The following is a 22,516-nucleotide window of genomic DNA, read 5'->3' on the forward strand; positions in this document are numbered from 1 at the left end:
ATCGTTTTATTACTAATTTGCTTTAGAATTCAATGAATCATTCCTTAAAACATTTGCCAGCGTACTAGTTTGCACTCAATCAGGAACACTATAAATATGACCGAGGAAAGGATGGGAAAAATGCTGAAACCGATGCTCCCAACACTTGCATTTGAAGCACCCCGGGGAGATGGATGGCGTTACGAAGTCAAATATGATGGTTTTCGTGCGCTGTTGACATGGGATCATGAATTGGAATTGACAAGCAGGAATGGAAAGGCGCTGCTGCCTTTGTTTCCGGAAATCGCTGACTTTCTGCTGGGTAATAAGGAGAAGTTCGCGCCCTATTTACCGCTGACTTTTGACGCTGAACTAGTTTACCTGGAAAACCCGTTCAAGGCGAACTTCGGAGCCATCCAAATCAGGGGGAGAATGAGATCCCAGGACAGAATCAGGACAGAATCAGCGAGGAATCCTTGCAGGCTGATGGTTTTTGACCTTCTTAAAATAAAAGGCAAAAGTTTGGAGGCTGAAAGTTACCAAGACAGGCGCAATCAGCTCAGCACTTTATTCACTGAACTTGAGTTGCCTCAATCCCCAAACCCTAAATATCCGGACCTTTTACAGCTTGTCGGCAGTGAAAAAAATCTGGATAGCGTATGGGAAAAAGTTGTCATTTATGATGGAGAGGGAATCATTGCGAAGCAAGCCAATAGCAAATGGGAGGAAGGAAAGCGTACAGAGACATGGATAAAAACAAAAAACTGGAAATATGTATCCTGTTTTGTGACTGCATATGAAAAATCGAATGGTTATTTTTATATCTCTGTTTATAAAGGAGGGGAATTATACCAAATAGGCCTGGTGATCTTTGGATTTAAGCCTGAGGAAAAATATGCCCTTCATCAGATCATCAAGCAGAACAAAAGCGGAGAAGACCACCAATTCATCTATGTAGAGCCCGCGATTTGTCTGGAGGTAAAATACCTTGAAGTTTATGAGGATCAGCTTCGTGAGCCTCATTTCCATCAATTCAGGTTTGATTTAACTCCATCTGCCTGTACGTATGATAAATTCGTTCTCCAGCAAAAGAACTTGCCCCCGGATATCGAAATCACGCATCCTGACAAGCCGCTTTGGGAAGATCCGCGAATCCAAAAGATTGACTATATCCATTATTTGAGGGAAATCTCGCCCTATATGCTCCCTTTCCTTCAAGACAGGCATTTGACGGTGATCCGTTTTCCGCATGGCATGTTTGGAGAAGCCTTTTACCAAAAAAACGTTCCTGACTATGCACCGGAATTTGTTCAAACCTCAAAATGGGAAGGCATTGAATATATTGTCTGCAATAATATGAAGACCCTTTTATGGCTGGGGAACCAAATTGCAGTTGAATTTCACATTCCTTTTGAGACAATCAATAGCAAAGGACCAGAGGAAATAGTCTTTGACCTTGACCCTCCATCCAGGGAATATTTTCATCTGGCAATTAAAGCTGCGATTGATATTAAGGAAGTTCTTGATGAATTGAAGCTGATCAGTTTTATAAAAACATCTGGCAACAAGGGGCTGCAGATTTACGTTCCGCTTCCTACAAATGTATACAGCTATCATGATACAAGATTGTTCACCGCATTTATCGCGAACTATCTCGTCTCAAAGGATCCTGATTCTTTTACGATTGAGAGGCTGAAAAAAAACAGGGGAAATAGGCTGTATGTGGATTATATACAGCATGCTGAGGGTAAAACGATTGTCAGCCCCTATTCCGCCCGCGGAAAATCTCATGCAGGAGTGGCGACACCGCTCTTTTGGGAAGAAGTGACTGAGGATTTGAAGATTGAAGATTTCCATCTGGGGGCGATCATCGAGCGTGTAAAGAGATTAGGCTGCCCATTCCGGACTTACTTTGCTGCAAAAGCCGAACAGGACTTTGAACCAGTTTTAGACGTATTAAAAAAGAAAAAATCCTGAAGGTGGTCTTCAGGATTTTTCAGGTTTATGGATATACATATCCCTCTTAAAATCTGCTGAGATACTTTTTGGCATGCTCCTGCAGCTTTTCATATTGCAAATCTTCATTGAAGTCTTCCTGTTCAAGAATCTCTGTAAGGATTCCATCGGCATTAAAATCAATATCGATCTGGGCGGAGTACACAAACGTGGCATTGCCAATCAAATCAATGGTGAAGCTTTCACCTTCTTTATGGACTGCACACTGTACCATTCCTCCATTGTTGTACACATCTATTGGCTGTTCATACTCATTTTCATTCATCAGGCATGTAACAAGAGTTGAGGCTGACATAGCTGTGCCACAGGCGTTTGTGTAGCCTACTCCCCTTTCAAAAGTCCTGACAAAAATGCTTCCCTTTTCCAGCAGTCTGATGAAGCTGACATTAACACCATCAGGAAATAAATCGTTTGGCTGGTTTAATTTTTCACTTAGCTCAGTCTGCAGATCAGAATCCAACTGGTCTTTGCTGACAACGGCTGTTAGGTGCGGATTAGGTACAGCCAACGCGGTAAATGTTAATTCTTCTGACAATGCGGGGATCCTCTCCTGGATGAGGGTATCCTGATCCAAATTTAATGGCAAATCGTTCAAGTCAAAGGTGACCGGAGAAATTTCCACTTGATAGGTAGGAATTCCACTGAAGACTTCTTCATGCTTCCTGACCTTCAGATTAGCCTTCATCGTTTCAATGACCGCTTCATCCACTCCCAGCTTCTCGCATACATACCGGCCTGCACAGCGAAGTCCATTTCCGCACATGGATGCTTCAGTGCCGTCCGAATTAAAGATGCGATATTGCGCATCTGCGACCTTGCTGGGACGGATGAACAGGATTCCATCTGCCCCCAATGAGTTTTCCCGGTCACATAGCGCCAACGCCAAATCACGCCTTTTAAAATCATCAAATTTATAGTTGCGGTCACTTTCATCTATCAGTAAGAAATCATTATTCGATCCATGGCACTTAATTAAATCAATTAACATGTTTACGCCCCCAAAATCCTTCGTTATATTACAAGATGCCATAAATATCCGAATTGTTCAATAGACATGCTATCTTGCAGCACTTTATCAATCCTGCTCCTGCCCTTTTAGGCAGTCCTAAGCAAAAAAAAAAATGACCAGCATAGCAGCTGATCATTCTTGTTATTATGACGCCATTTTTCTGCATTCTTCTTCGCATTTAAAGCATGCTTCCGCACATTTTTGGCAATGTTCATGATCATGCTTTTTACATTCATTGCCGCAGGCTTCGCAAATATCCGCACATAAACCGCAGATCTGGTTGACGAAGTGGCTGTTGGTCTGCATCGCTGTCACTGCCATGCCGCAGATTTCTGCACATTCTCTGTCCATCCTGATGCACTCGGCCATCATTTTTACATTCTCTTCCTTCAGGCAGGAATCAAAACATACATTACAAGCTTCGATACATTCAATACAAGCCTGAATACAATCCTGATATTGCTGGTTTACCATATTCCAACCTCCTTTTGTTTCCTATCTATCTGTAACCTGATAGAAGGTTGGATAAACGAAAAAAAAAGAAGTGGAATAATTTTCAAACTAGTGATCGTAATACATATAGCGAATAGCAAGGGCAGCAAATACTGTCAGCCGCTCTTCCTGGCTCAAACTATAATCGAAGGCAAGTACTGGTGTATTTGCCTCTTTAAAATATTGGGTCCACTCAAGGGGCATCCAGCCTTTTTGAAGCCTTGCCGCGACCTCCCCTTCTTCCCGTACCAACTTAATATCATTATACAGACCGGAGGATTCTTTTACTCTCAACTTTTTTCCGTTCTTAACAAACGCTATGCCAGCAGCTCCCGGTTGCTTTTTTCCCGGATAAAATAAGCCGGTGATTTCCCCTTTTTGATCCCGTAATTTCATCCTTTTTCCCTCTTCGACCAGGCTTCCTTGCATCCTTCCATGGGAGTCATAAATTCCGATCCGTTTCCTTATTTTTTTATCAGCAAAATCAGGGATAAACCACCTGTATTTCCTAACTTTGATTTCTCTCATTTCTCCAGCAAGCATGCCATCAGGAGTAAAAAAAAACATCTTTAAAGCGGGTGCCGGGGCAAACGCCAAAAGAAGGCTATTATGCTCGAAAAGTTGCTTATCGTCATAGAAGGGAACAGGTATTGGTGTCACGTCCGTCTTATTTTTATACAATACAAAACCGATATAATGGATAAGGCTTACAGCCAGAAATGGAATCGAAACAAGAAATAGAGGCAAATCCCAGGAAAAAACCAGACTGATCGTTAAAGTTACCAAAAGGATCCCTGCTGATATGATAGAACCGTTTAAATTAATATAAGCTTTTTGTTGGTAAAACTCCCGGATACTCATATCTATTATCTCCTTGAAGAAAATCTACTTCGTCATTCTATGTCTATTAATCAAGGAGGACAATCATGCTAGGTTTTTCTGATGAGTCAATTTGTTATGCAAGAGCCGTGCTGTTCAAAGCTAGAAAATGGACGTGATATCTCGGGTGAATAAAAAAACAGACAGGAATCCCTGTCTGCCCAAATCTCTTATTTCAATTTCAAAGCATTTACTGCATTAATTAAACCATGTCCTGCATTTTCATCGTATCCTGGCTTGAAGATATCTTCAGCAGAATTTTGGATGATTGCTTTTACTTGTGCAGGAGTAAGCTGGTCCTTGCCGTGCTTTGCGATTACTACACCTGCAAGAGCCGCAGTTTTCGGTGCAGCCATTGAAGTTCCGCCCTTACCGCCGTATGCGTGGCCAACGACATTTTTATCAGCATCAAATACTGGCACTGTGCTATATGCAAGGTAACTATTATCCCTTCCAGATCCAGTGGCAGGATCATAGTTTGGTCCAAGGTCTCCCCCTGGAGCCATCACATCGATTTTACCAACTCCATAGTTAGAGTAGAAGGCAAGATTCTTCAAAGCACCGCCGGCAGAAACCCTGATCATTGTCTGGCTGCTAGGACTTCTGTGGGTCGCCCCGTTGTCATCACCTGACAATTTCCCCGGACTGCTTAGATCGACAGCATTGTTCCCCGCTGAACCGACAACCGTCACTCCGTTTTTGATCGCGTACTGAATCGCACGATTGAACAATTGCACATCTGCTACAATGTCTTTTGTTGCATAAGCAGGATCCTGGAACCAGTCATATCCTCCCAGGGACATGTTAACTACGTCAACATTATCGTCCGCGGCTGTCATCAGCGCCTCGGCAATATGAGAGGTTGCTGCTCCGCCTGTTGGCCCGAACACCCGATAAGAAGCCACTTTAAGATCTGGACCCACGCCAAGTGCTCTTCCTTTAGCGGCAATTGAACCAGCAACGTGGGTACCATGGCTATTCTGGTCGATTGGATCATCATAGCCAGGAACGAATGACTTTCCTCCGGCATAATTGTCTTTCAGATCCGGGTGATTGTAATCAATTCCGGTGTCGATTACACCAACAACAATATCTTCCCCGTCTGCAGATAAGCCAGTTCCGCCTGAAAGCTTCCAGGACTCGCCATCATTCGTCACCTGCTTGATATCCCACATATAATTGTTATAAATGTCTGCTCCTTCAGCAAAATCTTCCGCCGTTAATGTTTCACCATCAATCGTTTGTTCTGGATAAACGGTATTCTCGACTCCCGCCTCCAGTACAAGGGATGATTTTTTCACATCGTTCAGGAAGTTAGTATTTTTCGAAGTGACCTCAACCGCTCCAAGCTTGTCCAGCTTATCTTCCACTTTTCCGCCAGCTTTTTTGATTGCATCTGCATAGCCTGCAGGAAGTCCCTGTTCATCTTTAAAAACGACAAGGTATGTATTTTCTGTATTCCCTTCTGCTTCTCCTTTTCCAACACCTGCATTAAAAATGGTTGCTGCCCCTAAGAGCACTGCCAATGTTCCTGCATAAAGCTTTTTTCTTGTCGACATATTACCCCTCCTTTTTATCTTAATTTTCATTATATTCAATCACTTAACTTTAGCAATCTAATGATTTCGACAAGGAAAGGAGGACTTCACGGGGTATTTTAGGTCTTTATCTCTATATTTTTCCAATTATTATATAAAAAAATCATAGAAATGTGTTGAAAGAATTATTTATTTCAAAGGCTGAATGATATTTTTCGACAACGCGAAATAAAAAACAGTTCTTCTGTACTAGAATTAAATCAACTAAAAAAAGACCTGGCCAGTGACCAAGTCCTAATTCGCTAGTTCCTTTTTCTTAAAAATGTAGATTGCCAGGCTTAAGAATAAAATGATCATTGTAATGGTTAAGCCTGCAGCCGGCCAAACATGTTCTGACCAAGAATCAGCAATCAATCTCTCGGACGCATAAGAAAAGAGCTGCGTAGGGCTCCATTCTATCAGATGCTGGAAAGATCCTCCGATCATCGTAGTAACAAATACCGTTACAAGGACTGTCACCGCAGCAGCCCCAGGATGGATAAACGCAGCACTGCATAAAATTAAGAAAGACAGTACAAGAACGAGCCAAAGGGAGTATAAACCAACTACCTCCATCAGGCTGCTGAAAGGCAGAAACTCGAATAGAACACCAGTATAATACCAGCTTGCCAACATCCCTAGGAAGAAAGATAGAATGATTAAGATAAGGGCTGCTGTCCATTTGGAAGTGATATAGGCGACATACGAAACAGGTTTGACAAGGATCAACTGGGCAACGCCGCTTTTTCGCTCGCTGGAAACCGTTCCCATAAATGAGAGTACAATAAATAATACTCCGAGCATTTGATACTCTCCAAGGCTCATGATGAATACCTCTTCAGGAGACGGCACTGGCATTTCAAAAACCGCTCCCTCGGGAAGGCCGCCTGACGAACTGATGATTTCAGGTAAATAATAGGTGGTCACCGGATCCAGTACCCCAAGCAGAATAAATGCAAGCGGCATCCAGATCCATTTGTAGTTTCTGGCCATTTCCAGGAATTCTTTGTTTAAAAGCGTGAACCACTGCTTCATTTTTGCACCACCTTCATGAACACATCTTCCAGGCTGATGGATCCTATTTCATATTTAATGAGCGGCCAGTTGTCTTTGCCTGCCTGGTTAAGGATCATATTCTTAACGGCTTCCAGATCTTCCGTAAATATACTTGCTTTATATCCATCTGTTTGAATGGAAGTGATTTTCTCCTGGCCGGAAAAGGAATCCAGGAACCCTTTTGCTTCCCGATTAAATACAAGGTCAATTTTGGACTGATGATATTTCTCCCTGAATTCCTCCATTGTCCCCGATTCGATCAGTTCACCATTATGCAGGAACAAAATGCTTTCACAAACCTCTTCCGCATCATTAAGGATATGGGTGGAGAATAATACGGTTGCATCCCTCTTCAGCCGATCCAGCAGCTCAAGCACTTCTCTTCTCCCGAAAGGATCAAGCGCTGATACTGGTTCATCAAGCATGATCAGCTTTGGCCGGTGGATGATTGCCTGGGCGATTCCTAGCCTCTGTTTCATCCCGCCTGAAAACTTGCCGATTCTCCTGTTTTTTGCATCGGTTAAACCCACAAGCTCGAGAAGTTCTGCTGACCTTGCCTTAGCTTCCTTCGCTTCCAATCCTGATAACTTTCCGACATATTCCAGGAATTCCCTGGCGGTCATCCAGTCATGGAAAACAGGATGCTGCGGGAGATAACCAATCAGCCGGCGATGATCATCTCCATGCTTTTCTCCCTCGAATACAATCCTTCCTTTTGTCGGTTCAAGTAATCCGGAAATCATCTTTAATGTAGTTGTTTTCCCTGCTCCGTTAGCTCCGATCAAAGCTACACATTTTCCGGTTTCCAGTTCAAAATTCAGCCCCTTTATCACTAATAAATCCTTGAAGCTTTTTTCAAGATTTTCAACACGGACTAAGGCCATTACTGATTTCTCCTTCCAATCACGAAGTACAAGATTGGCCCGATTATATTAATCAACAATATGATCACTGCCCATAGCCATTTTGGTCCATTTGTTTTTTCTATTCTTATCAAGTCAACCAGCGCAACAATCAATAAAATAACCTGAATGACCAGTATAGGTGCAATTAGTGCCCAGTTCACATCAGCTAAAAATTCCATTCTGAAACCCCCTCATTTGTTTTACATTCATAAGACGGATGAGAAGAAAATTCGTTCAAAAAAAAAAAATAATCCGGCAGTATTTCTGCCGGATCCATTAAAATCTTTATACTACAAAATCCTGAAAATGAATGGAATTCGATATTCCTGCCCTTCGTAAGCCTTTATTGCACCTACAATCGTGAATACCATGGCCATTATCCCGATGATCCACAACATAAAGATCCCTATCAGCAGGATGACGAGAATTCCGCTGATAATTCCATATACTGTATAAGAAATGAAAAAGTTCATATATTCCCGTCCATGGTAATCAACATAGCTTGAATCATCTTTCTTCACAAGCCAGATAATCAGCGGTCCCAAAAACGCGGTGAAAAAACTGATCAAATATATTCCAGCAGCTAAGAGCCGTTCATCATTTTTTGGCATAGTCTATTCCTCCTGATACTCTTATAGTTAACTGTACGAAATGGCCGTAAAAAAGTTTCATGATTGCCGAACTTTTTCATTATAATGAATGTTAAAGGTCTTTATTTTTGTTTCTGATAAAGCCAAATGTGACTTTTACACCCTGTTGATTGTAGTGGAAGGCGCGAAGACTCTTCGAAAATGCTAACGCATTTACTTCGTGTGTGGGCAGGTTCAAGGAAGAATTGCTTATGAAAAAGACGGCAGTTGGTCTTTTTCAATTCTTCCAGCGGAAAACGAAGCGCCAGGAACGAAAATCAACAGCCTTGTTTAACAGAGCCTTATTTTTAAAAGATGCAAGAAAATAAAAACAGGATAGGATGGAATATGAACAGGATTTTATTGAAAAATGCCAATGTAATCCCAATCACTTCTGAACAAAGATCAAATTGTGATGTTTTGATAGAAAAAGGGAAAATATACAGGATCGAAGAAGATATCCCCATCGCATCAGGGGATGCGATTATAGACTGCTCCGGGAACTGCCTGCTTCCAGGCTTCATTGATGTCCATACCCATCTTGGTCTCTACGATGAGGGAACGGGGTGGGCAGGTAATGACGCCAACGAAACAATTGAGCCGATGAGTCCTCATGTACGGGCGATAGATGGTGTTTATCCGCTCGATCCTGCTTTCAGTGATGCCCTCAAATATGGGATTACCACTGTGCATGTTATGCCGGGAAGCGCAAATGTGATTGGCGGTACTACATCTGTCATCAAAACTGCTGGAAAAAACATCAAAAACATGATTATCCAGGAAACGGCTGGCTTAAAAATCGCACTTGGTGAAAACCCCAAGCGCATCCACAGTATGGGCAATAAAGATTCAATCACCCGGATGGGAATCATGGGGATGCTGAGGGAAGCATTTTATGAAGCGATGCATGCCGACAATCCAGATTCCTTGAGAATCAAGCCCATCATTCAAGCTTTGAAAAGGGAGATTCCAGTGAGGGTTCACGCCCATCGAGCTGATGATATCATGTCAGCAATCAGATTTGCCGATGAATTCAACCTTGATTTGCGGATTGAGCACTGTACAGAAGGACACTTGATAGCTGAAGAGCTGGCAGGACTTAATTTAAAAGTTTCTGTCGGACCCACCCTTACCCGCCGGTCAAAGGTCGAACTCAAGAATAAGAGCTGGAAAACTTATCAGGAATTGACCAATCAGGGTGTTGAAGTATCTGTAACGACCGACCACCCATATACACCAATCCAGTACTTGAATCTGTGTGCCTCTATCGCAGTCCGTGAAGGTTTGTCCGAACAAAAAGCACTTGAGGGCATCACGATTTTGCCTGCGCGTAATTTACGGGTTGACCACCTTGTCGGCAGTATTGAAAGCGGGAAAGACGCAGATTTGGTCTTATGGAATCAGCATCCGTTCCACTATAGCGCCAAACCAGTATGGACTATGATAAATGGCAAAATTGTTTATCAAAAATAGTCGAAAAACAGTGTAGATTTTTGGCAAAAATACGCAGAAAAAAAAGATAAAAAACCTATTTGCTTTTTTGCGATTATCATGTAATATACTTCTTGGAAATAAAATTTAATAAAGCAAAGTGATTAGGGAAGGCAAATGGTGCGCCACCAGTATCCTGGTTCTAGTGGGTTCGATTCCCACCCCGAAATTTTTTAGCAACTTACAAAAAATTTCGAGGGTGGCCGTACAGTACATTCGTACGGGACAGGACTGCCCTGTGTGGAGGGATACAAATGCTCAAGAAACGCGATCTTCATGATTGCCACGAATTATTTGAGCTGATGGCGCATCCGGATGTCTTCCCTTTTGTGCGTCAAAAGGCCAATTCATATGAAGAATTCGTCTTCATTACAAAACAAACGATTGAAGCTGAAGAACAGGGTGAACTGATATCCCGTACCATTCTTGACGAATGGGGTGCTCCAATCGGCACAATCAATCTGTACGACATTCAGGAAGGCGCAGGATTCTTAGGTACTTGGCTGGGCAAGCCATACCATGGAAAGGGCTATAATAACTTGGCAAAGGATGCCTTTTTCCAGGAATTATTTTATGAACTGGGGATTGAAACTATTTTCATGCGAATCAGGAAAGTGAATATCCGCTCCCTCAAAGCGGCAGAAAAACTGCATTATATTGTGAAAGCAAACGATACTCGAAGAAATATATACGAACAACTTAATGCTGCCGGAGAGGTTTATGATCTTTATGAAATTCCTAAAGATCAATATACCCTTTACCTGAAGAGGACTGTTCCACAGGAAGAGGAAGCCGTACAATTGCTGGAAGCATAACAGAAAACGCCCTTTTAGGGCGTTTTTATTTTGTCCTGGAATTCTATTCTGGATGGCAGTATGCAATGATCTTTAGATTACTGATAAGCGGGAAAAGGATTGCCTTTTTTCATCTTGCACTGTTTTAAGGACTCCTTCCGTCAATTAAACGGATCCTGAATTTGCGATTCTTCATGTTCATGTAGTGAGGCTTCTGATAAGAACGCCTCCAATTCTGCATCTGTCAGTGTCTCATAACGTCCATCATCAAAAAAGATTTGTGTCTGATTCGGGTTGATCCTATTCATATTGAAACCTATTCCCATCTCGTTCACCTCAATAAATAAACTAAATCGCAATAATAATTAGATAATTTAAACCGACTTGAATTTGTTTGTTATTAGCTTTCCCATCAATCATTTCCTTATTCATAGGGACTGTTAAACATGGCTGTTGATTTTCGTTCCAGGCGCTTCGCTTTCCGCTGGAAGAATATGAAAAAGACCAAAGGCCGTCTTTTTCATAAGCAATTCTTCCTTGGGGCTGGCGCTGAGCCTCCTCGTCGCTTTGCTCCTGCGGGGTCTCACCTGACCAGCTGCGCCCGCAGGACATTGATTTGGCTTCCTTGAACCTGCCCACGCACGAAGGAAATGCGTTAGCATTTTCAAGGAGTCTACGCGCCTTCCACTACAATCAACAGGGTTTAAAAATCAACTTTCAGCTTTAACTGAGACTATTCATAAAACAGCAAAAGCCCTGGTTTGCCCAGAGCCTTTTCTGTCTAAGATTATTCCCGAAAGATTTTCCCCAGGACATCTTTACCGCCTGTTATCGGAATGATGCTCCCGGTAATGAAACTGGATTGTTCGTTTGCCAGGAAACTGATCACTCTGGAAACATCCTCTCCCGTACCAGGTCTTCCTACAGGGACAGTTGGATCGACATTATGAAGGGAATCTTCGATTGCTTTCTCCTTCCATTCACCAACGATGTCTCCAGGACAAACCATATTTGCGGTAATTCCATTCTCCGCTTCTTCTAAAGCAATGGTTTTTGTCAATGATGCCAAACCGGATTTAGCAGCTGCGAACGCAGACCTGTAAATCCATCCGGGAGCAGATTCGACCCTGTCAAAACCAACCGTTATAATTCTCCCCCATTTCCGCTTTCTCATTGAGGGGATAATAAGATTAGATAAATAAAAAACAGCGTTCAAATTTCCATTTATGATATAATTCCACTCATCAATGTTATACTCCCCCATTTTTTTCCTTTCAGAAACATATGGACCTGCATTATGAACGACTATATCGATGGCGGGAAATTCCTTTAATGCTTGGGAAACAATTTGTCCACAAGCCTCATATTCCGTAATATCACCTTGAATGCAAATATTCCTTGTTTTGTACATTTCTGTCAAATAGGCAGCAAGTTCTTCTGCTTCATTTTTGCTGTTCCGATAATTTATGATCGTGTTGACCCCTTCGGCAGCAAGCTGCTGGGCTGTCCGCCTTCCTATTCCGGCCGCACCACCGGTAATCAAAGCAGTTTTATTTTCCACAACCTGTACTCCTCATCTTCATTAGACTACTTATCACTATACTAAAAAGAAGATGGCTGTTTTGCAACTTTTAACTTTTAAGGAGAAATAAATCACACCTTTTAACCGCTGGGCATCTGCCTGCATATATTATACATATCGATGATGGGCTGTTTGAAAGGCGGGATATAATTGTTTCCATGGAATATGTTGCCGTTCGATAAAAATTCACAAAGAAAGTTTCTGGAGATGAAACCTGAAGAAATCGAAAACTATGTTCAGCAAATGATGGGTAAAATGCTCCAGCCAGATATGAAAGGGATGTTTAAGCCTGAAGAGTGGTTAAAAGGAATGCAGCAACAAGACGCTTCACCATCAGACAAACCGACAAATAAATTGAACGCGGAAATTTTCGAAACCCATGACTTTGTATATGTAAGGGTGCCTCTAAAAAATGACACATGGCTGAATCAAATGAAAATGTTTTATACTTCAAATCAGGTAATCATTGAACACATACCTGACTTCTCTGATAAACACACAATTGTGTTGCCAGCGACAGTGAAGCGCAAGGGTGCATCCGCCACCCACCGGGATGGAGTATTAGAGCTTCGGCTGCCCAAGATTGTCGATCTCCAGTTTTCCGAAATCGATATTTCGACTTAACGAATAAAAAGCGTAAGCGCCTCGTTCAGCCCCGACAAGCGCTGGAGGGCTGACCGGTGAAGTCGTTCTTTGACTTCATTGGGCGGACCGAAGCGACTCGAGGGGCTAGGCGCTGGAGCTGGATTAAGAATCCCACATGTAGTAATACTCAACTAAACAAATTTATAATTTACTAAAAAACAAAAAAAGAACAGACATTTCAGGCTGTTCTCCTTTTGTATATTGAATTACTTGCCGATGAACATTTGAGTCCAGTAATTGCCGTTTGCTACATGACCTACACCGATGTGAGTGTAGCTTGAGTTAAGAATGTTGGCACGGTGGCCTGAACTGTTCATCCATGCTTTCACTACCTCTTCAGGTGTTGGCTGGCCCATAGCGATATTCTCACCAGCTGAGCGATATGTGATGCCAAACTTCTTCATCATATCAAATGGTGAACCATAAGTTGGGCTTGTATGGCTGAAGTAGCCCTTGCTTTGCATATCACGGGATTTTTCCCTGGCAACTTTGCTCAATTCCGTATCAAGTGCAAGTGGTTTTAAACCGTTCTTAGCTCTCTCCTGGTTTGTCAGCTCTACTACTTTTTGTTCATTAGCACTTACAGCTGAGGAAGCTGGTGCTTTAGCGGCTACCTGTGAAGGAGACTTTGCAGGTTCCTTGACTGGCGCAGGAGCCGGTGCTTTCGCAGGCTGCTGAACTTTTGCAGGTTGAGGAGCTTCTGTTTGCTTCTGGTCATTCTTTTGAACTGGTGCTGCTTGCTTTTGAGCTGGCGCTGCTTGTTTCCAAGAGAATTGATAATTCTTGAAATACTTTTGCATAATAGAATCTACATTCAGATCGTTGAGATTCCCGCTTTGGTAATAGTAAACCTTTGTCTGTATAGTTGATGCATCTGCTTTATTCATAACTGGATTAGCAGCGAATAATGCTGCAGCTGCTGCTACTGAAAAGATCAATTTCTTTTTCATTCCCCAATTCCTCCCGAAATAATGAATTTTTTTATCTCTCGCTTACAAACTCATCATATCATGGCTTTTTTGTAATAAATCTGGTCTTAAATGGAAATATTACTATTCTATCAAAATATAATTTGAAATATATTCCTGCACCGCATTTTAAAAAGGTTTTTTAGGAATTTTCATCTAGGCACAATTAACCATATTTTTATTTAATAACCATCCTCACCTCAAAAAGGAAAAACAAAGTTATTGACACTTTTTTTATAAAGCCTCATTCTTTACTTTTTTTTCAACCATATTACAAACGTTAAAAGTGTTACACTGATATCATTGGATTTTGGCTAAAAAAAAAAGCGGCAACTGCCGCTTAAAATCAGTGTCCGCTCTCTTCTTTATTATGTTCATCCTTGTCATCCATTTTCATGTCAGCAGAGTTGCCCTCTTCCGGCTCACTTGGATTGCCGACTACAAATTCGATTTTTGGCATGTTATGCATACGTCGTGCCGTGACATGAGAAATAATATAGTAGGTCCCTTCTTCTTCAAAAGACTTCTTCAATCGATATACTCCATTTTCAGCATGGTCTACTACAATCTTTTCATGGTCCTCTGACTGAGAACGCCAGATTTCAAATTTAACCTCTTCCGCATCTTCTACTTCTTCCGGTCCGTAAGAAACTTTGGCCTCAAATGTAATCTCTTCACCTTTCTCCGCTTTTTCAGGATTGGCAGTGAGATCGACTTCTAAAAATTGCGGCTCTTCTTCAGCTTGATCTTGCGTACAAGCCGTTGCAAACAGTCCCAGCAGAACCACCATTATTGTTATCCATAATCGTTTCATTCTTTTTACCCCTTAATTAAGATTAATACAGTGATATCCTAGCCTTAAAATGTGTTGAAAGTATGAGCTAATTATAATCAAGATATGTCATTTTGGACGATGATCATTTTATTACCGGAAAATAGAGCTTGATGGTTGTGCCTTTTCCAAGCTCGCTCGCAATTTCCATCTTTCCATCATGGAGCTTCACTAATTTATCAACGATGGCAAGACCTAGGCCTGTTCCGCCATCTGCTCGAGACCTTGCCTTGTTCACCCTGTAAAAGCGATCAGTAAGCTTGGCAATATCTTCAGCTGGTATCCCAATACCGGTGTCTTGGATTTCAACTTTGCAGCCAAATGAATGTTTGTTCAGCCTGATTGATATCATTCCATCTTTTTCAGTATAGCGAATTGAGTTGTCAATGATGTTCTGGAAGATTTGTTCCAGCCTGCCTTCATCACCGTTGATGATAATATCCGGATCCAGATCAAGTGACAGGCTGATATTTTTTTCATTCATTGCCGGCTCATACTTAATGATAAAATCATCGATAAGCTGCGCCAGCGAAAAAGGCCTTTTGACCAAATTGTATTCTCCCGCATCCAGCCTTGAAAGATCAAGCAGGTCCTCAACAATTTTAACCATCCTGCCTGATTCCCGGTTGATGAGTTTTAGGTATTTATTTCTTTCTTCAGGATTTTTGATTATTCCAGCTTCCAACGCTTCACTATAACCTTTTATATAGCTGATAGGAGTCCTGAGTTCATGGGATACATCAGCCAGGAACTCCCTCTTTTTTTCATCCTCTTTTTGGACAGACTCAGACATATGGTTAAAGGCCTTTGCAAGCTCGCCAATCTCATCATTCGATTGAATATCCACACGCGCCGAATAATCTCCATCAGATACCTTTTCGGCTGCCTGCTTCATGGCTGCGAGAGGCCTCGTAAGCCGGTGAAGCATTTTAAAACCAAGGTAGGCAGCTATGACAATGAACACTACTCCACCAATTAGCCAGAGAAATGAAAAATCAACGGTTAGTTCGGAAATTTTGGCTAGCGGGACGTATAGGTATATAATCCCTTCAAGTCTGCTGTTATCAAGAAGAGGAATGGCAACAGCAAGTATTTTCCGGCCGAATCTCTCTTCAAAACCAGATTTCAGTACAGGCTCACCTTCCAAAAGCTGCTCCCGTTCTTCTTGTCCGATAAGCGTCTCATAATCGATTGAATAGGGCAGGCAGGCACTTAACTCCTTGGGATTGCTGACAAGAAAAACCTCTGATTCTGATTTTTCATTGTACCATTCCACTTGCTGCCTCATTTCATCTGTCAGTGGTCCGCCCTTATAGTCGCTCGCAAGCCGGTTACCTTCAGCCATTAACGATTCTTCGACAATATCGACATAAAGTTTCTCGTAAAATAGGTAAGATAAGAAAAACGAATATAATACGGTAATCAAGATTGTCGCTGTAACCGTCAGCCATAGCTTTTTAAATAGGCTGTCTGAAAAAGAAATCATCCTGCCGGCACCTCGAACTTATACCCGACACCCCATATAGTTTGTATATAGTCACCTGTACCCAGTTTCATTCGCAGTGTCTTAATATGTGTATCCACCGTTCTTAAACTGCCATGGTAATCCATCCCCCATACATATTCAAGCAGTTGTTCCCTGCTCAGGGCCTGGCCCTGGTGTTTGACGAGAAAGACGAGCAGCTCGAATTCCTTGAGCGTCAGTGGAACAATCTCACTGTCTACACTAACTCTTCTTCCCTTTTTATCGATGGTGATTTTACCCAGAATAACGGTCTCATCTTCATTCTTAACGAAAGATGTCCTTCTTAACAGCGCATTGATTCTTGCTACCAGCTCACCTGGACTGAATGGCTTGACGATATAATCATCCCCTCCAAGCTGTAGGCCCTTCACTTTATCCCATTCTTCTCCTTTTGCTGATAAAAATATAATCGGCACTTGTGAAAAAGCGCGTATTTTTCCGCATACCGCAAAGCCATCCTCAAATGGCATCATGATATCGAGAATCACCAGGTCGAATTTCTGTTCTTTCAGCTTCCTCAATCCTTCCACACCATCAGCTGCATGAACACATGTAAAACCTGAGTTTTCCAGATACATTTGAACGAGGTTACGCATATCCTCTTCGTCATCAATGATCAGAACATTTACGGGATTCATCCTGTTATCTCTCCCTCGTAACTATTTGAAAGGGGCCATCGCCGACTTTCAGCGTTTTTTCAATCGATAAGCTTTCGGGGTTGATGATATACACCTCGTTGCTATCATAACCGGCAACAATCAGCTTATCTTCAAAAACCTCAATTTCAAAAGGATTGGCACCTACCTTGATCGAATCCTTCTTTGTCCCTTCCCCTGACAATTTATACAGCGTATTGGATCCATGGCTCAAAACAAAAATATTGTCTTCATTCTTGGTAAAATCCACTGGCATTACAGGAGCTGGTATTTCTTTTTTTAACGTCCCGTTTTTTAGATCATAAATGTGTATTCGCTCTTCAATTTGGGTTCCTTTGCCATGCCCGCCAATCCATAGCTCATCTTTTCCTGTGCTCATGATTGCCCCTGCTGCTGCAGGATGAACTTTAAATCCAGGGAGCCTTTCTTTATTCATCAAATCGATAACAGTAAGCATATCCTGGTTATAGCTGATCACATAAAGTTTGTCTTCCGCTTCAAGGAGTGTCAAAGGGTCTTTCTCCGCCCTGACCTCTTTCACTTCTTTCCCGTTAATATCAAAAAAACGGATGCTTTCCCTGTTTTGATCAGCAAAGGCTATTTCCGTTCCGTCACTAACTAATAAAGAATTTACGATCCCTTCACCTGTTTCCCAGGAATCGATTTTTTCCCCTTTGCTTAATGAATAGAGATCGACCGTTTCCAAGGTTTTTCCGTAAAGCAGGAGAGTGTCCCCATCAGGCAGGATCATTCCGCCTATATATGGACGGTCAACCCTCCAATCAGGCAATTTTTCCTCTTTATCCATATCATAATAAGAAATGGTCATTTCTTTTATGTTCACTGTAGATATAATAGAAGAATCTTTTGGGATTGGTTCATATGATTCGAAAGAACAGGCAGATAACAAAGCAGTGAAAACCACCGCTGCCAACAAATAGGTCCGCTTCATAATTAACTCCTTTTCTTCCACTAGTATCTCACATTATTATATCTCTAATTTGTGATAAATCTATGAAATCGAACGTATCTAATCCTATTTACGTCATGGTCTTGATTACAGAACAAAAAGCGCAAGCGCCTTGTTCAGCCCCGACAAGCGTCTCGAGGGGCTAGGCGCTGGAGCTAGACTAAGACACCCATATGTAGTTATCCACATAAAAATGCTTTTATAATTTCCTATAGAATAAAAAATAGAGACAGCCATCGCCGTCTCTATTGCTGTATTATTCAGTTGGACCTTCCCATGCCATCATACCGCCCTGCATATTGATCACATTATATCCGTAATAATCAAGGAATTGCGATGCTCTAGAACTGCGGCCGCCAGAACGGCAAACCATTACATATGTTTTGTTCTTGTCCAGTTCATTCATCCTGAACTCAAGAAGTCCCAGTGGAATGTGGATCGCACCTGGAATCTTTCCTTGTGCAACCTCACTTACCTCACGAACATCCACAACTTCAAATTCATTGGTACCTAATTTATTTTGCACTTCTGTTGGTGTCATTTGACGCATTCTCTTTTCCCCCTTATTAATTACCAGGCGCTCATGCCGCCCTTTACATTTGTAACATTTTTAAATCCAGCTTTTTTCAATAACTTGCTTGCCTGGCTGCTGCGCATGCCACTTTGGCAAATGACGACTACATCTTTTTCCTGAGATAGTTCTCCTGTGCGGTTTGCCAGCTGTTGAAGCGGAATATTTTTGAACCCTTTAATATGGTTTCCTTTATATTCGCCAGGAGTTCTGACGTCAACAAATTGTGTACCTGCCGGCTTTGTTTTCACCATCTCACGCAGCTGTGCTGTCGTAATCTGATTCACACCTTTGGTTGGTGCTAAGCGGCTCCATAAGAAAGCTACAGCTAAAACAACAATTAACACATTAATTATTACATCCATCCATATACACCTCGTTATCTTTTTGGTAGATCATCATAGAGAAGGATTGGATTCACACACCCATATACCCATAAGGGTATTTTAAGTGACAAAAATCGCCTTGTCAAGAACAGAAATCGATTTATTTCCTGCTCTTGACAAGCAGTTCTACTGCATCATTTACTGCCTGCGATGTTTCCCGGCCTTCCTGTAAATCACTGATCAAGCATTGTTCTAGATTCTTGCTGACGATCAAGGCAATGGTACGATCGACTGCAGAACGGATTGCTGACAGCTGAGTCACTACCGACTTGCATTCTTCCTGTTCATCCAATAAGCGTATGCTGCCCCGAACCTGCCCCTCGATCCTTTTCAAGCGATTGACTATTTCTTTATTGTACTCCACTTTAGCCACCTCCTATTGTGATGGTCCAGTAATGGTATAACCCTTAATATCATAACCATACTTCTTAAGCAATCTTGCTCCAAAATTCTTTTCTACTTCATTGGATGCAATAATCACAATTTGTTCGTTCGGAATTTCCTTTATATATCTTTTTAAATATCCACATGGGATATTAATTGCTCCATTGACGGGATTTTTAGCTGAATCCTGATAATCCCTCAGGTCGACAAATACCGCTTCATGTTCATAGCCGTTTACCGCCCGAAGATTCCTCACAGGTACATATCGGTTGAAAATCAAGGTGACCAAAAGGAGAATGATGATAAAACCAGTAAGCAACTACACTTCACCTCTTATAAATTCTTGTTCATCACTGAACTTACAATATAAATTTTATACCATAAGGGGTATAAAAGCAAGTCTTGTGATGATATTTTTTGACATTTTTCTCATATAAAAAAAAGGAAGCACACACTTCCTTTTATAGAACAGGAACACATCAACTGCATTCAGAACTGAAGTCCAGCAATATGCCCTCATCCCCATATTTCGTCCCCTAATTCGAGTCATTCTGCTGAATAACATCCGTCAATTCCAGATGCAATCGAATTAAAGTGATTTTGCTTTCAGTTGACAATGATGATTCCATAATCCTCTTTGTGGCAAGATAGTATTTATCTTTTAGTGATTTTCTGGCCCTCGGATGGGAATTCTCATCTCTTAGATCCCTGAGAATGGCCTCTCTAAGAATCTTTTCTGGCGCTTGCGCTGACTCCAGCCGGCGATTGTTCCAAATCATCCTGTATTCATCAAGTAATTTCTCATATTCTTCTGTCTGCACTTTACTGCCTCCTGTACAAAAATGACTGTTTCAGGTCCTTACTTTGTATATTTACATAATTCAGCACGACAATGCAAAAAATAAAGATAAATGACTTTAAAGGAGACTATATTATGAGCAAACCGTATCGTTGTCCTAATTGCAAAACCAATCGGACCAGATTCAATATGATTTCCCAGGTTCCTCAGCCTGTAAAATTAAACCCCCAATCAGGAGAGATTGTGGAACAGTATTCTAATGACCAATTGGATCCCTTCCACCTTCCTTATAAAGGTCCGGAAATGAAAATCCAATGTGCAGCCTGCGGTCTTGTTGAAGATGAAAAAACCTTTGCCAAATTCGGTGAAAGTTAACGGGAAAGGGATATGGCGAGCCTTGACTTGCCCTTCAGGAACAACAATGAAAAGCTTGAGACAAGTTCTCAAGCTTTTCATTTAGGTATCGTTATTTTATTATCTTCAAGAAAACGGGTTGAATCAACCTTCCATTGTTCATTTCCCAAGAATCTGACAAGTACAATCTCTCCTGTGAAATTCCGTCCGCCTCTTCCTTTTATCTGCCAATTTATTTCCACAGGTACCGTCAAAGTCAATTGATCTCCCACATCCTCAGCTGGCAAGACCTCCATACGGTTTATGCTGATATTCTCAATTAGCGGCAGCAGTTTTTTCCATTTAAGATCCTGGAGAGAGATAAATGAAACGATGTAAGGATCCTGCTGTTTGATTCCTGCGATATACGCATTAACCAAATCATATGGATCTGTTTGTTCCAGATACTTCTCAAGCTTTCCTGCCGACTTTAATATCATCAGTTTATGGGATAAATCCATAAAATTTGTACGGTGAGTTGTACTTCCATAAAAGTGGATGCAAAAATGGCCAGGAAAGTTATTTTTCAAAGCTCCGCCTCCATGAGGCATTCCGTGCATCGAAGCGGCGATTTTCCCCTTTTCCGAGATGACGATTATCGCCCTGCGCTTCCAGCTCCATTTGCCACTGTATATTTTCTTCATGATCGCTGTATCTTCCGATGTAAGGGGCTGGACATCCGCATGGTTGCTTCCGGCTCTTCTTTGGACCCGGAATCGGAGACCTGTTTCCAGGTCCATGACAGTGAACTTACTGTACCTCGGCAGGAGTTCATTTACTTCTTCCCACTGTGGCATTTTAACCTTGTCCGGCTGTTTCTTTGCCATTACGCTTATGTCTGTAAATGTTAGGAGTACCATGGCCAATATAAAAATTTTAATTACTTTCATATGATCATCTCTTCTTAACCTGGCGTATTTTTATCTGGATTTATTCTGAGAACCATTCAGTTCATTTGCTACATGAAAGTTTTTGCTTTTACACCCTTTACTATTCAGGGAAATAATTGAAAATAAAAAGCCCAGACAAGCTGGGCAGGGTCAATCATTATTATTCTTCAAGTTTCCTTAGCTGCTGTTCTATGTTGTTCCAATCTGTAACCTGGCCAATGAAAACGAGGTTCAGTGGCATCTTCATGTATTCCTTCATATAGAACGGCATGCCATATGAATACTGGAATAAGTCGGGATATGGGGAATGGTCAAACAATACATATCCTTTAATGCGATAAATGGAATCCGGAAGTGCCCTTAAAAAATCTTCAAATGCCCTTTGGTTTATCGCAGTCTGGAACCGGTAAACAAAGGTACTCAGTCTTAAATCCGTCAACACATGTGAATCTGTACTTTCGGCTTTTTTTGAATAGGCCAATCCTTCCAAAAGCTTCATTGGCATCTTGGAATAAGAACTCAAAATACATTTCGCTTTAGGATTAAGGCCTTGAAGATCCATACTGATTTTGGCCTGTTGCGATTCACTGAGCAAATCTGATTTATTGATAATGACCAGGTCAGCATGCTTGACCTGTTCAAGTAAAAGCTGATGGACCTGCGGATCGAGACTTGTTCTATTAAGCCATTGCTGCCCATCCACAGTCGTGATAATTCCTTTGATCATCAGTTTGTCCGCAAACAGCGGTGACAGAACTGCATCCAAAACTTCTACCGGATGTGCAGCACCCGTTGTTTCAATATAGATCGCATCCAGGTCATGATCGAAAAGCAATCCTTGTAGCTGGGATTCAAGTTTATCCTGGATTGTACAGCAAATGCATCCTCCCAATAACTCTTTCAACGGGACATCCGAATCGACGGCATCCGAATCAATCGATACACTGCCAAGCTCATTCATCATCACAGCGATATTCCGTTCAGCGTCTTTTTCATGCTGTAAAAGACGCTTCAATAAAGTCGTTTTTCCTGTTCCCAGAAATCCTGACAAAACATAAACTTCTGCTTTTTTCATTTTCACATTCGCC

At 41.7% G+C, this 22,516-nt stretch carries 28 protein-coding genes; 5 read left to right on the forward strand and 23 right to left on the reverse strand.

Going from position 1 to position 22,516, the window contains the following annotated elements; translation table 11 throughout:
• The first annotated feature begins 123 nt into the window (after positions 1-123).
• On the forward strand, positions 124-1,956 hold the full coding sequence (locus M3593_RS02550; RefSeq protein WP_483308911.1) for a DNA ligase D: 1,833 nt from the start codon (positions 124-126) through the stop codon (positions 1,954-1,956).
• A 46-nt stretch (positions 1,957-2,002) separates the two neighbouring features.
• Here M3593_RS02550 and dapF read toward each other — a convergent pair whose 3' ends face one another.
• The 8 genes from dapF to M3593_RS02590 form a co-directional block, all read right to left on the reverse strand.
• Complete coding sequence (gene dapF / locus M3593_RS02555) at positions 2,003-2,983, reverse strand: diaminopimelate epimerase (RefSeq protein WP_251540558.1); 981 nt, start codon at positions 2,981-2,983, stop codon at positions 2,003-2,005.
• 165 nt (positions 2,984-3,148) lie between these two features.
• On the reverse strand, positions 3,149-3,478 hold the full coding sequence (locus tag M3593_RS02560; RefSeq protein ID WP_251540560.1) for a four-helix bundle copper-binding protein: 330 nt from the start codon (positions 3,476-3,478) through the stop codon (positions 3,149-3,151).
• An 87-nt stretch (positions 3,479-3,565) separates the two neighbouring features.
• Positions 3,566-4,357: a hypothetical protein gene (locus M3593_RS02565; RefSeq protein WP_251540561.1), complete on the reverse strand. Its 792-nt coding sequence runs from the start codon at positions 4,355-4,357 to the stop codon at positions 3,566-3,568.
• A 188-nt stretch (positions 4,358-4,545) separates the two neighbouring features.
• Complete coding sequence (locus M3593_RS02570) at positions 4,546-5,934, reverse strand: S8 family peptidase (RefSeq protein ID WP_251540563.1); 1,389 nt, start codon at positions 5,932-5,934, stop codon at positions 4,546-4,548.
• 273 nt (positions 5,935-6,207) lie between these two features.
• The gene (locus tag M3593_RS02575) at positions 6,208-6,987 is read right to left on the reverse strand and encodes an ABC transporter permease (RefSeq protein WP_251540565.1); all 780 of its coding nucleotides are present in this window, start codon (positions 6,985-6,987) and stop codon (positions 6,208-6,210) included.
• A complete protein-coding gene (locus M3593_RS02580) occupies positions 6,984-7,892 on the reverse strand; it encodes an ABC transporter ATP-binding protein (protein ID WP_251540567.1) in 909 nt (302 codons plus the stop codon). The genes M3593_RS02575 and M3593_RS02580 overlap by 4 nt, the downstream gene beginning before the upstream one ends.
• Positions 7,892-8,092 (reverse strand): PLD nuclease N-terminal domain-containing protein, encoded by a 201-nt coding sequence (locus M3593_RS02585; RefSeq protein WP_144479810.1) that lies wholly within the window; start codon positions 8,090-8,092, stop codon positions 7,892-7,894. The genes M3593_RS02580 and M3593_RS02585 overlap by 1 nt, the downstream gene beginning before the upstream one ends.
• 111 nt (positions 8,093-8,203) lie before the next feature.
• Positions 8,204-8,524 carry a DUF4870 domain-containing protein gene (locus tag M3593_RS02590; protein ID WP_251540569.1) on the reverse strand — a complete coding sequence of 107 codons (321 nt, stop codon included), beginning with the start codon at positions 8,522-8,524 and terminating at the stop codon, positions 8,204-8,206.
• A 366-nt stretch (positions 8,525-8,890) separates the two neighbouring features.
• On the opposite strand from M3593_RS02590, the gene M3593_RS02595 reads away from it, so the two are divergent.
• Positions 8,891-10,015 carry an amidohydrolase gene (locus M3593_RS02595; RefSeq protein ID WP_251540571.1) on the forward strand — a complete coding sequence of 375 codons (1,125 nt, stop codon included), beginning with the start codon at positions 8,891-8,893 and terminating at the stop codon, positions 10,013-10,015.
• Between the two features lie 272 nt (positions 10,016-10,287).
• Positions 10,288-10,848, forward strand: coding sequence for a GNAT family N-acetyltransferase (locus tag M3593_RS02600; protein WP_251540572.1), 561 nt, complete (start codon positions 10,288-10,290; stop codon positions 10,846-10,848).
• 140 nt (positions 10,849-10,988) lie between these two features.
• Here the strand turns inward: M3593_RS02600 and M3593_RS02605 are convergent, their stop codons facing one another.
• The 3 genes from M3593_RS02605 to M3593_RS02615 form a co-directional block, all read right to left on the reverse strand.
• The gene (locus tag M3593_RS02605) at positions 10,989-11,153 is read right to left on the reverse strand and encodes a hypothetical protein (RefSeq protein WP_251540573.1); all 165 of its coding nucleotides are present in this window, start codon (positions 11,151-11,153) and stop codon (positions 10,989-10,991) included.
• A gap of 22 nt (positions 11,154-11,175) precedes the next feature.
• On the reverse strand, positions 11,176-11,439 hold the full coding sequence (locus tag M3593_RS02610; protein ID WP_251540574.1) for a hypothetical protein: 264 nt from the start codon (positions 11,437-11,439) through the stop codon (positions 11,176-11,178).
• Between the two features lie 175 nt (positions 11,440-11,614).
• Positions 11,615-12,388 (reverse strand): SDR family oxidoreductase, encoded by a 774-nt coding sequence (locus M3593_RS02615; protein WP_144479818.1) that lies wholly within the window; start codon positions 12,386-12,388, stop codon positions 11,615-11,617.
• Positions 12,389-12,559: 171 nt separating this feature from the next.
• Between M3593_RS02615 and M3593_RS02620 the strand changes: the two genes are divergently transcribed.
• Positions 12,560-13,033, forward strand: coding sequence for an Hsp20/alpha crystallin family protein (locus M3593_RS02620; protein ID WP_144479820.1), 474 nt, complete (start codon positions 12,560-12,562; stop codon positions 13,031-13,033).
• A gap of 227 nt (positions 13,034-13,260) precedes the next feature.
• Here the strand turns inward: M3593_RS02620 and M3593_RS02625 are convergent, their stop codons facing one another.
• The 10 genes from M3593_RS02625 to M3593_RS02670 all read right to left on the reverse strand — a co-directional run bounded on the left by M3593_RS02625 (position 13,261) and on the right by M3593_RS02670 (position 20,167).
• Positions 13,261-14,004, reverse strand: a complete 744-nt coding sequence (locus M3593_RS02625) for a CAP domain-containing protein (protein WP_251540575.1) — start codon at positions 14,002-14,004, stop codon at positions 13,261-13,263.
• A gap of 364 nt (positions 14,005-14,368) precedes the next feature.
• Entirely contained in the window at positions 14,369-14,836 is a 468-nt protein-coding gene (locus M3593_RS02630; protein WP_251540577.1) for a FixH family protein, read from the reverse strand.
• A 103-nt stretch (positions 14,837-14,939) separates the two neighbouring features.
• Positions 14,940-16,340 carry a sensor histidine kinase gene (locus tag M3593_RS02635; RefSeq protein WP_251540579.1) on the reverse strand — a complete coding sequence of 467 codons (1,401 nt, stop codon included), beginning with the start codon at positions 16,338-16,340 and terminating at the stop codon, positions 14,940-14,942.
• The gene (locus M3593_RS02640; protein ID WP_144479828.1) at positions 16,337-17,017 is read right to left on the reverse strand and encodes a response regulator transcription factor; all 681 of its coding nucleotides are present in this window, start codon (positions 17,015-17,017) and stop codon (positions 16,337-16,339) included. The genes M3593_RS02635 and M3593_RS02640 overlap by 4 nt, the downstream gene beginning before the upstream one ends.
• Positions 17,018-17,021: 4 nt before the next feature.
• Positions 17,022-17,987, reverse strand: a complete 966-nt coding sequence (locus M3593_RS02645) for a YncE family protein (RefSeq protein WP_251540580.1) — start codon at positions 17,985-17,987, stop codon at positions 17,022-17,024.
• 274 nt (positions 17,988-18,261) lie between these two features.
• The gene (locus tag M3593_RS02650; RefSeq protein ID WP_144479832.1) at positions 18,262-18,555 is read right to left on the reverse strand and encodes a rhodanese-like domain-containing protein; all 294 of its coding nucleotides are present in this window, start codon (positions 18,553-18,555) and stop codon (positions 18,262-18,264) included.
• A 20-nt stretch (positions 18,556-18,575) separates the two neighbouring features.
• Complete coding sequence (locus M3593_RS02655) at positions 18,576-18,941, reverse strand: rhodanese-like domain-containing protein (RefSeq protein WP_144479834.1); 366 nt, start codon at positions 18,939-18,941, stop codon at positions 18,576-18,578.
• Positions 18,942-19,062: 121 nt separating this feature from the next.
• Positions 19,063-19,326: a metal-sensitive transcriptional regulator gene (locus M3593_RS02660; protein ID WP_144479836.1), complete on the reverse strand. Its 264-nt coding sequence runs from the start codon at positions 19,324-19,326 to the stop codon at positions 19,063-19,065.
• Positions 19,327-19,338: 12 nt separating this feature from the next.
• Entirely contained in the window at positions 19,339-19,665 is a 327-nt protein-coding gene (locus M3593_RS02665) for a rhodanese-like domain-containing protein (RefSeq protein ID WP_144479838.1), read from the reverse strand.
• A 217-nt stretch (positions 19,666-19,882) separates the two neighbouring features.
• Positions 19,883-20,167: a hypothetical protein gene (locus M3593_RS02670; protein ID WP_251540582.1), complete on the reverse strand. Its 285-nt coding sequence runs from the start codon at positions 20,165-20,167 to the stop codon at positions 19,883-19,885.
• 113 nt (positions 20,168-20,280) lie between these two features.
• On the opposite strand from M3593_RS02670, the gene M3593_RS02675 reads away from it, so the two are divergent.
• Entirely contained in the window at positions 20,281-20,520 is a 240-nt protein-coding gene (locus tag M3593_RS02675; RefSeq protein WP_144479840.1) for a DNA alkylation repair protein, read from the forward strand.
• Between the two features lie 77 nt (positions 20,521-20,597).
• Here M3593_RS02675 and M3593_RS02680 read toward each other — a convergent pair whose 3' ends face one another.
• Together M3593_RS02680 and M3593_RS02685 are read right to left on the reverse strand one after the other, a co-directional pair.
• Positions 20,598-21,428 (reverse strand): hypothetical protein, encoded by an 831-nt coding sequence (locus tag M3593_RS02680; protein WP_251540583.1) that lies wholly within the window; start codon positions 21,426-21,428, stop codon positions 20,598-20,600.
• Positions 21,429-21,588: 160 nt separating this feature from the next.
• Positions 21,589-22,503: a CobW family GTP-binding protein gene (locus tag M3593_RS02685; protein WP_251540585.1), complete on the reverse strand. Its 915-nt coding sequence runs from the start codon at positions 22,501-22,503 to the stop codon at positions 21,589-21,591.
• Positions 22,504-22,516: the final 13 nt, after the last annotated feature.

This window comes from Mesobacillus sp. MER 48, from assembly GCF_023714225.1.
GTDB lineage: Bacteria > Bacillota > Bacilli > Bacillales > Cytobacillaceae > Mesobacillus > Mesobacillus oceanisediminis_A.

What these genes read in the sequence shown, in the direction of transcription:
- dapF (WP_251540558.1), bottom strand. Translation starts at nt 2,983, where the DNA reads ATGTTAATTGATTTAATTAAGTGCCATGGATCGAATAATGATTTCTTA.
- M3593_RS02560 (WP_251540560.1), bottom strand. Translation starts at nt 3,478, where the DNA reads ATGGTAAACCAGCAATATCAGGATTGTATTCAGGCTTGTATTGAATGT.
- M3593_RS02565 (WP_251540561.1), bottom strand. Translation starts at nt 4,357, where the DNA reads ATGAGTATCCGGGAGTTTTACCAACAAAAAGCTTATATTAATTTAAAC.
- M3593_RS02570 (WP_251540563.1), bottom strand. Translation starts at nt 5,934, where the DNA reads ATGTCGACAAGAAAAAAGCTTTATGCAGGAACATTGGCAGTGCTCTTA.
- M3593_RS02575 (WP_251540565.1), bottom strand. Translation starts at nt 6,987, where the DNA reads ATGAAGCAGTGGTTCACGCTTTTAAACAAAGAATTCCTGGAAATGGCC.
- M3593_RS02580 (WP_251540567.1), bottom strand. Translation starts at nt 7,892, where the DNA reads ATGGCCTTAGTCCGTGTTGAAAATCTTGAAAAAAGCTTCAAGGATTTA.
- M3593_RS02585 (WP_144479810.1), bottom strand. Translation starts at nt 8,092, where the DNA reads ATGGAATTTTTAGCTGATGTGAACTGGGCACTAATTGCACCTATACTG.
- M3593_RS02590 (WP_251540569.1), bottom strand. Translation starts at nt 8,524, where the DNA reads ATGCCAAAAAATGATGAACGGCTCTTAGCTGCTGGAATATATTTGATC.
- M3593_RS02595 (WP_251540571.1), top strand. Translation starts at nt 8,891, where the DNA reads ATGAACAGGATTTTATTGAAAAATGCCAATGTAATCCCAATCACTTCT.
- M3593_RS02600 (WP_251540572.1), top strand. Translation starts at nt 10,288, where the DNA reads ATGCTCAAGAAACGCGATCTTCATGATTGCCACGAATTATTTGAGCTG.
- M3593_RS02605 (WP_251540573.1), bottom strand. Translation starts at nt 11,153, where the DNA reads ATGGGAATAGGTTTCAATATGAATAGGATCAACCCGAATCAGACACAA.
- M3593_RS02610 (WP_251540574.1), bottom strand. Translation starts at nt 11,439, where the DNA reads ATGTCCTGCGGGCGCAGCTGGTCAGGTGAGACCCCGCAGGAGCAAAGC.
- M3593_RS02625 (WP_251540575.1), bottom strand. Translation starts at nt 14,004, where the DNA reads ATGAAAAAGAAATTGATCTTTTCAGTAGCAGCAGCTGCAGCATTATTC.
- M3593_RS02630 (WP_251540577.1), bottom strand. Translation starts at nt 14,836, where the DNA reads ATGAAACGATTATGGATAACAATAATGGTGGTTCTGCTGGGACTGTTT.
- M3593_RS02635 (WP_251540579.1), bottom strand. Translation starts at nt 16,340, where the DNA reads ATGATTTCTTTTTCAGACAGCCTATTTAAAAAGCTATGGCTGACGGTT.
- M3593_RS02640 (WP_144479828.1), bottom strand. Translation starts at nt 17,017, where the DNA reads ATGAATCCCGTAAATGTTCTGATCATTGATGACGAAGAGGATATGCGT.
- M3593_RS02645 (WP_251540580.1), bottom strand. Translation starts at nt 17,987, where the DNA reads ATGAAGCGGACCTATTTGTTGGCAGCGGTGGTTTTCACTGCTTTGTTA.
- M3593_RS02650 (WP_144479832.1), bottom strand. Translation starts at nt 18,555, where the DNA reads ATGCGTCAAATGACACCAACAGAAGTGCAAAATAAATTAGGTACCAAT.
- M3593_RS02655 (WP_144479834.1), bottom strand. Translation starts at nt 18,941, where the DNA reads ATGGATGTAATAATTAATGTGTTAATTGTTGTTTTAGCTGTAGCTTTC.
- M3593_RS02675 (WP_144479840.1), top strand. Translation starts at nt 20,281, where the DNA reads ATGAGCAAACCGTATCGTTGTCCTAATTGCAAAACCAATCGGACCAGA.
- M3593_RS02680 (WP_251540583.1), bottom strand. Translation starts at nt 21,428, where the DNA reads ATGAAAGTAATTAAAATTTTTATATTGGCCATGGTACTCCTAACATTT.
- M3593_RS02685 (WP_251540585.1), bottom strand. Translation starts at nt 22,503, where the DNA reads ATGAAAAAAGCAGAAGTTTATGTTTTGTCAGGATTTCTGGGAACAGGA.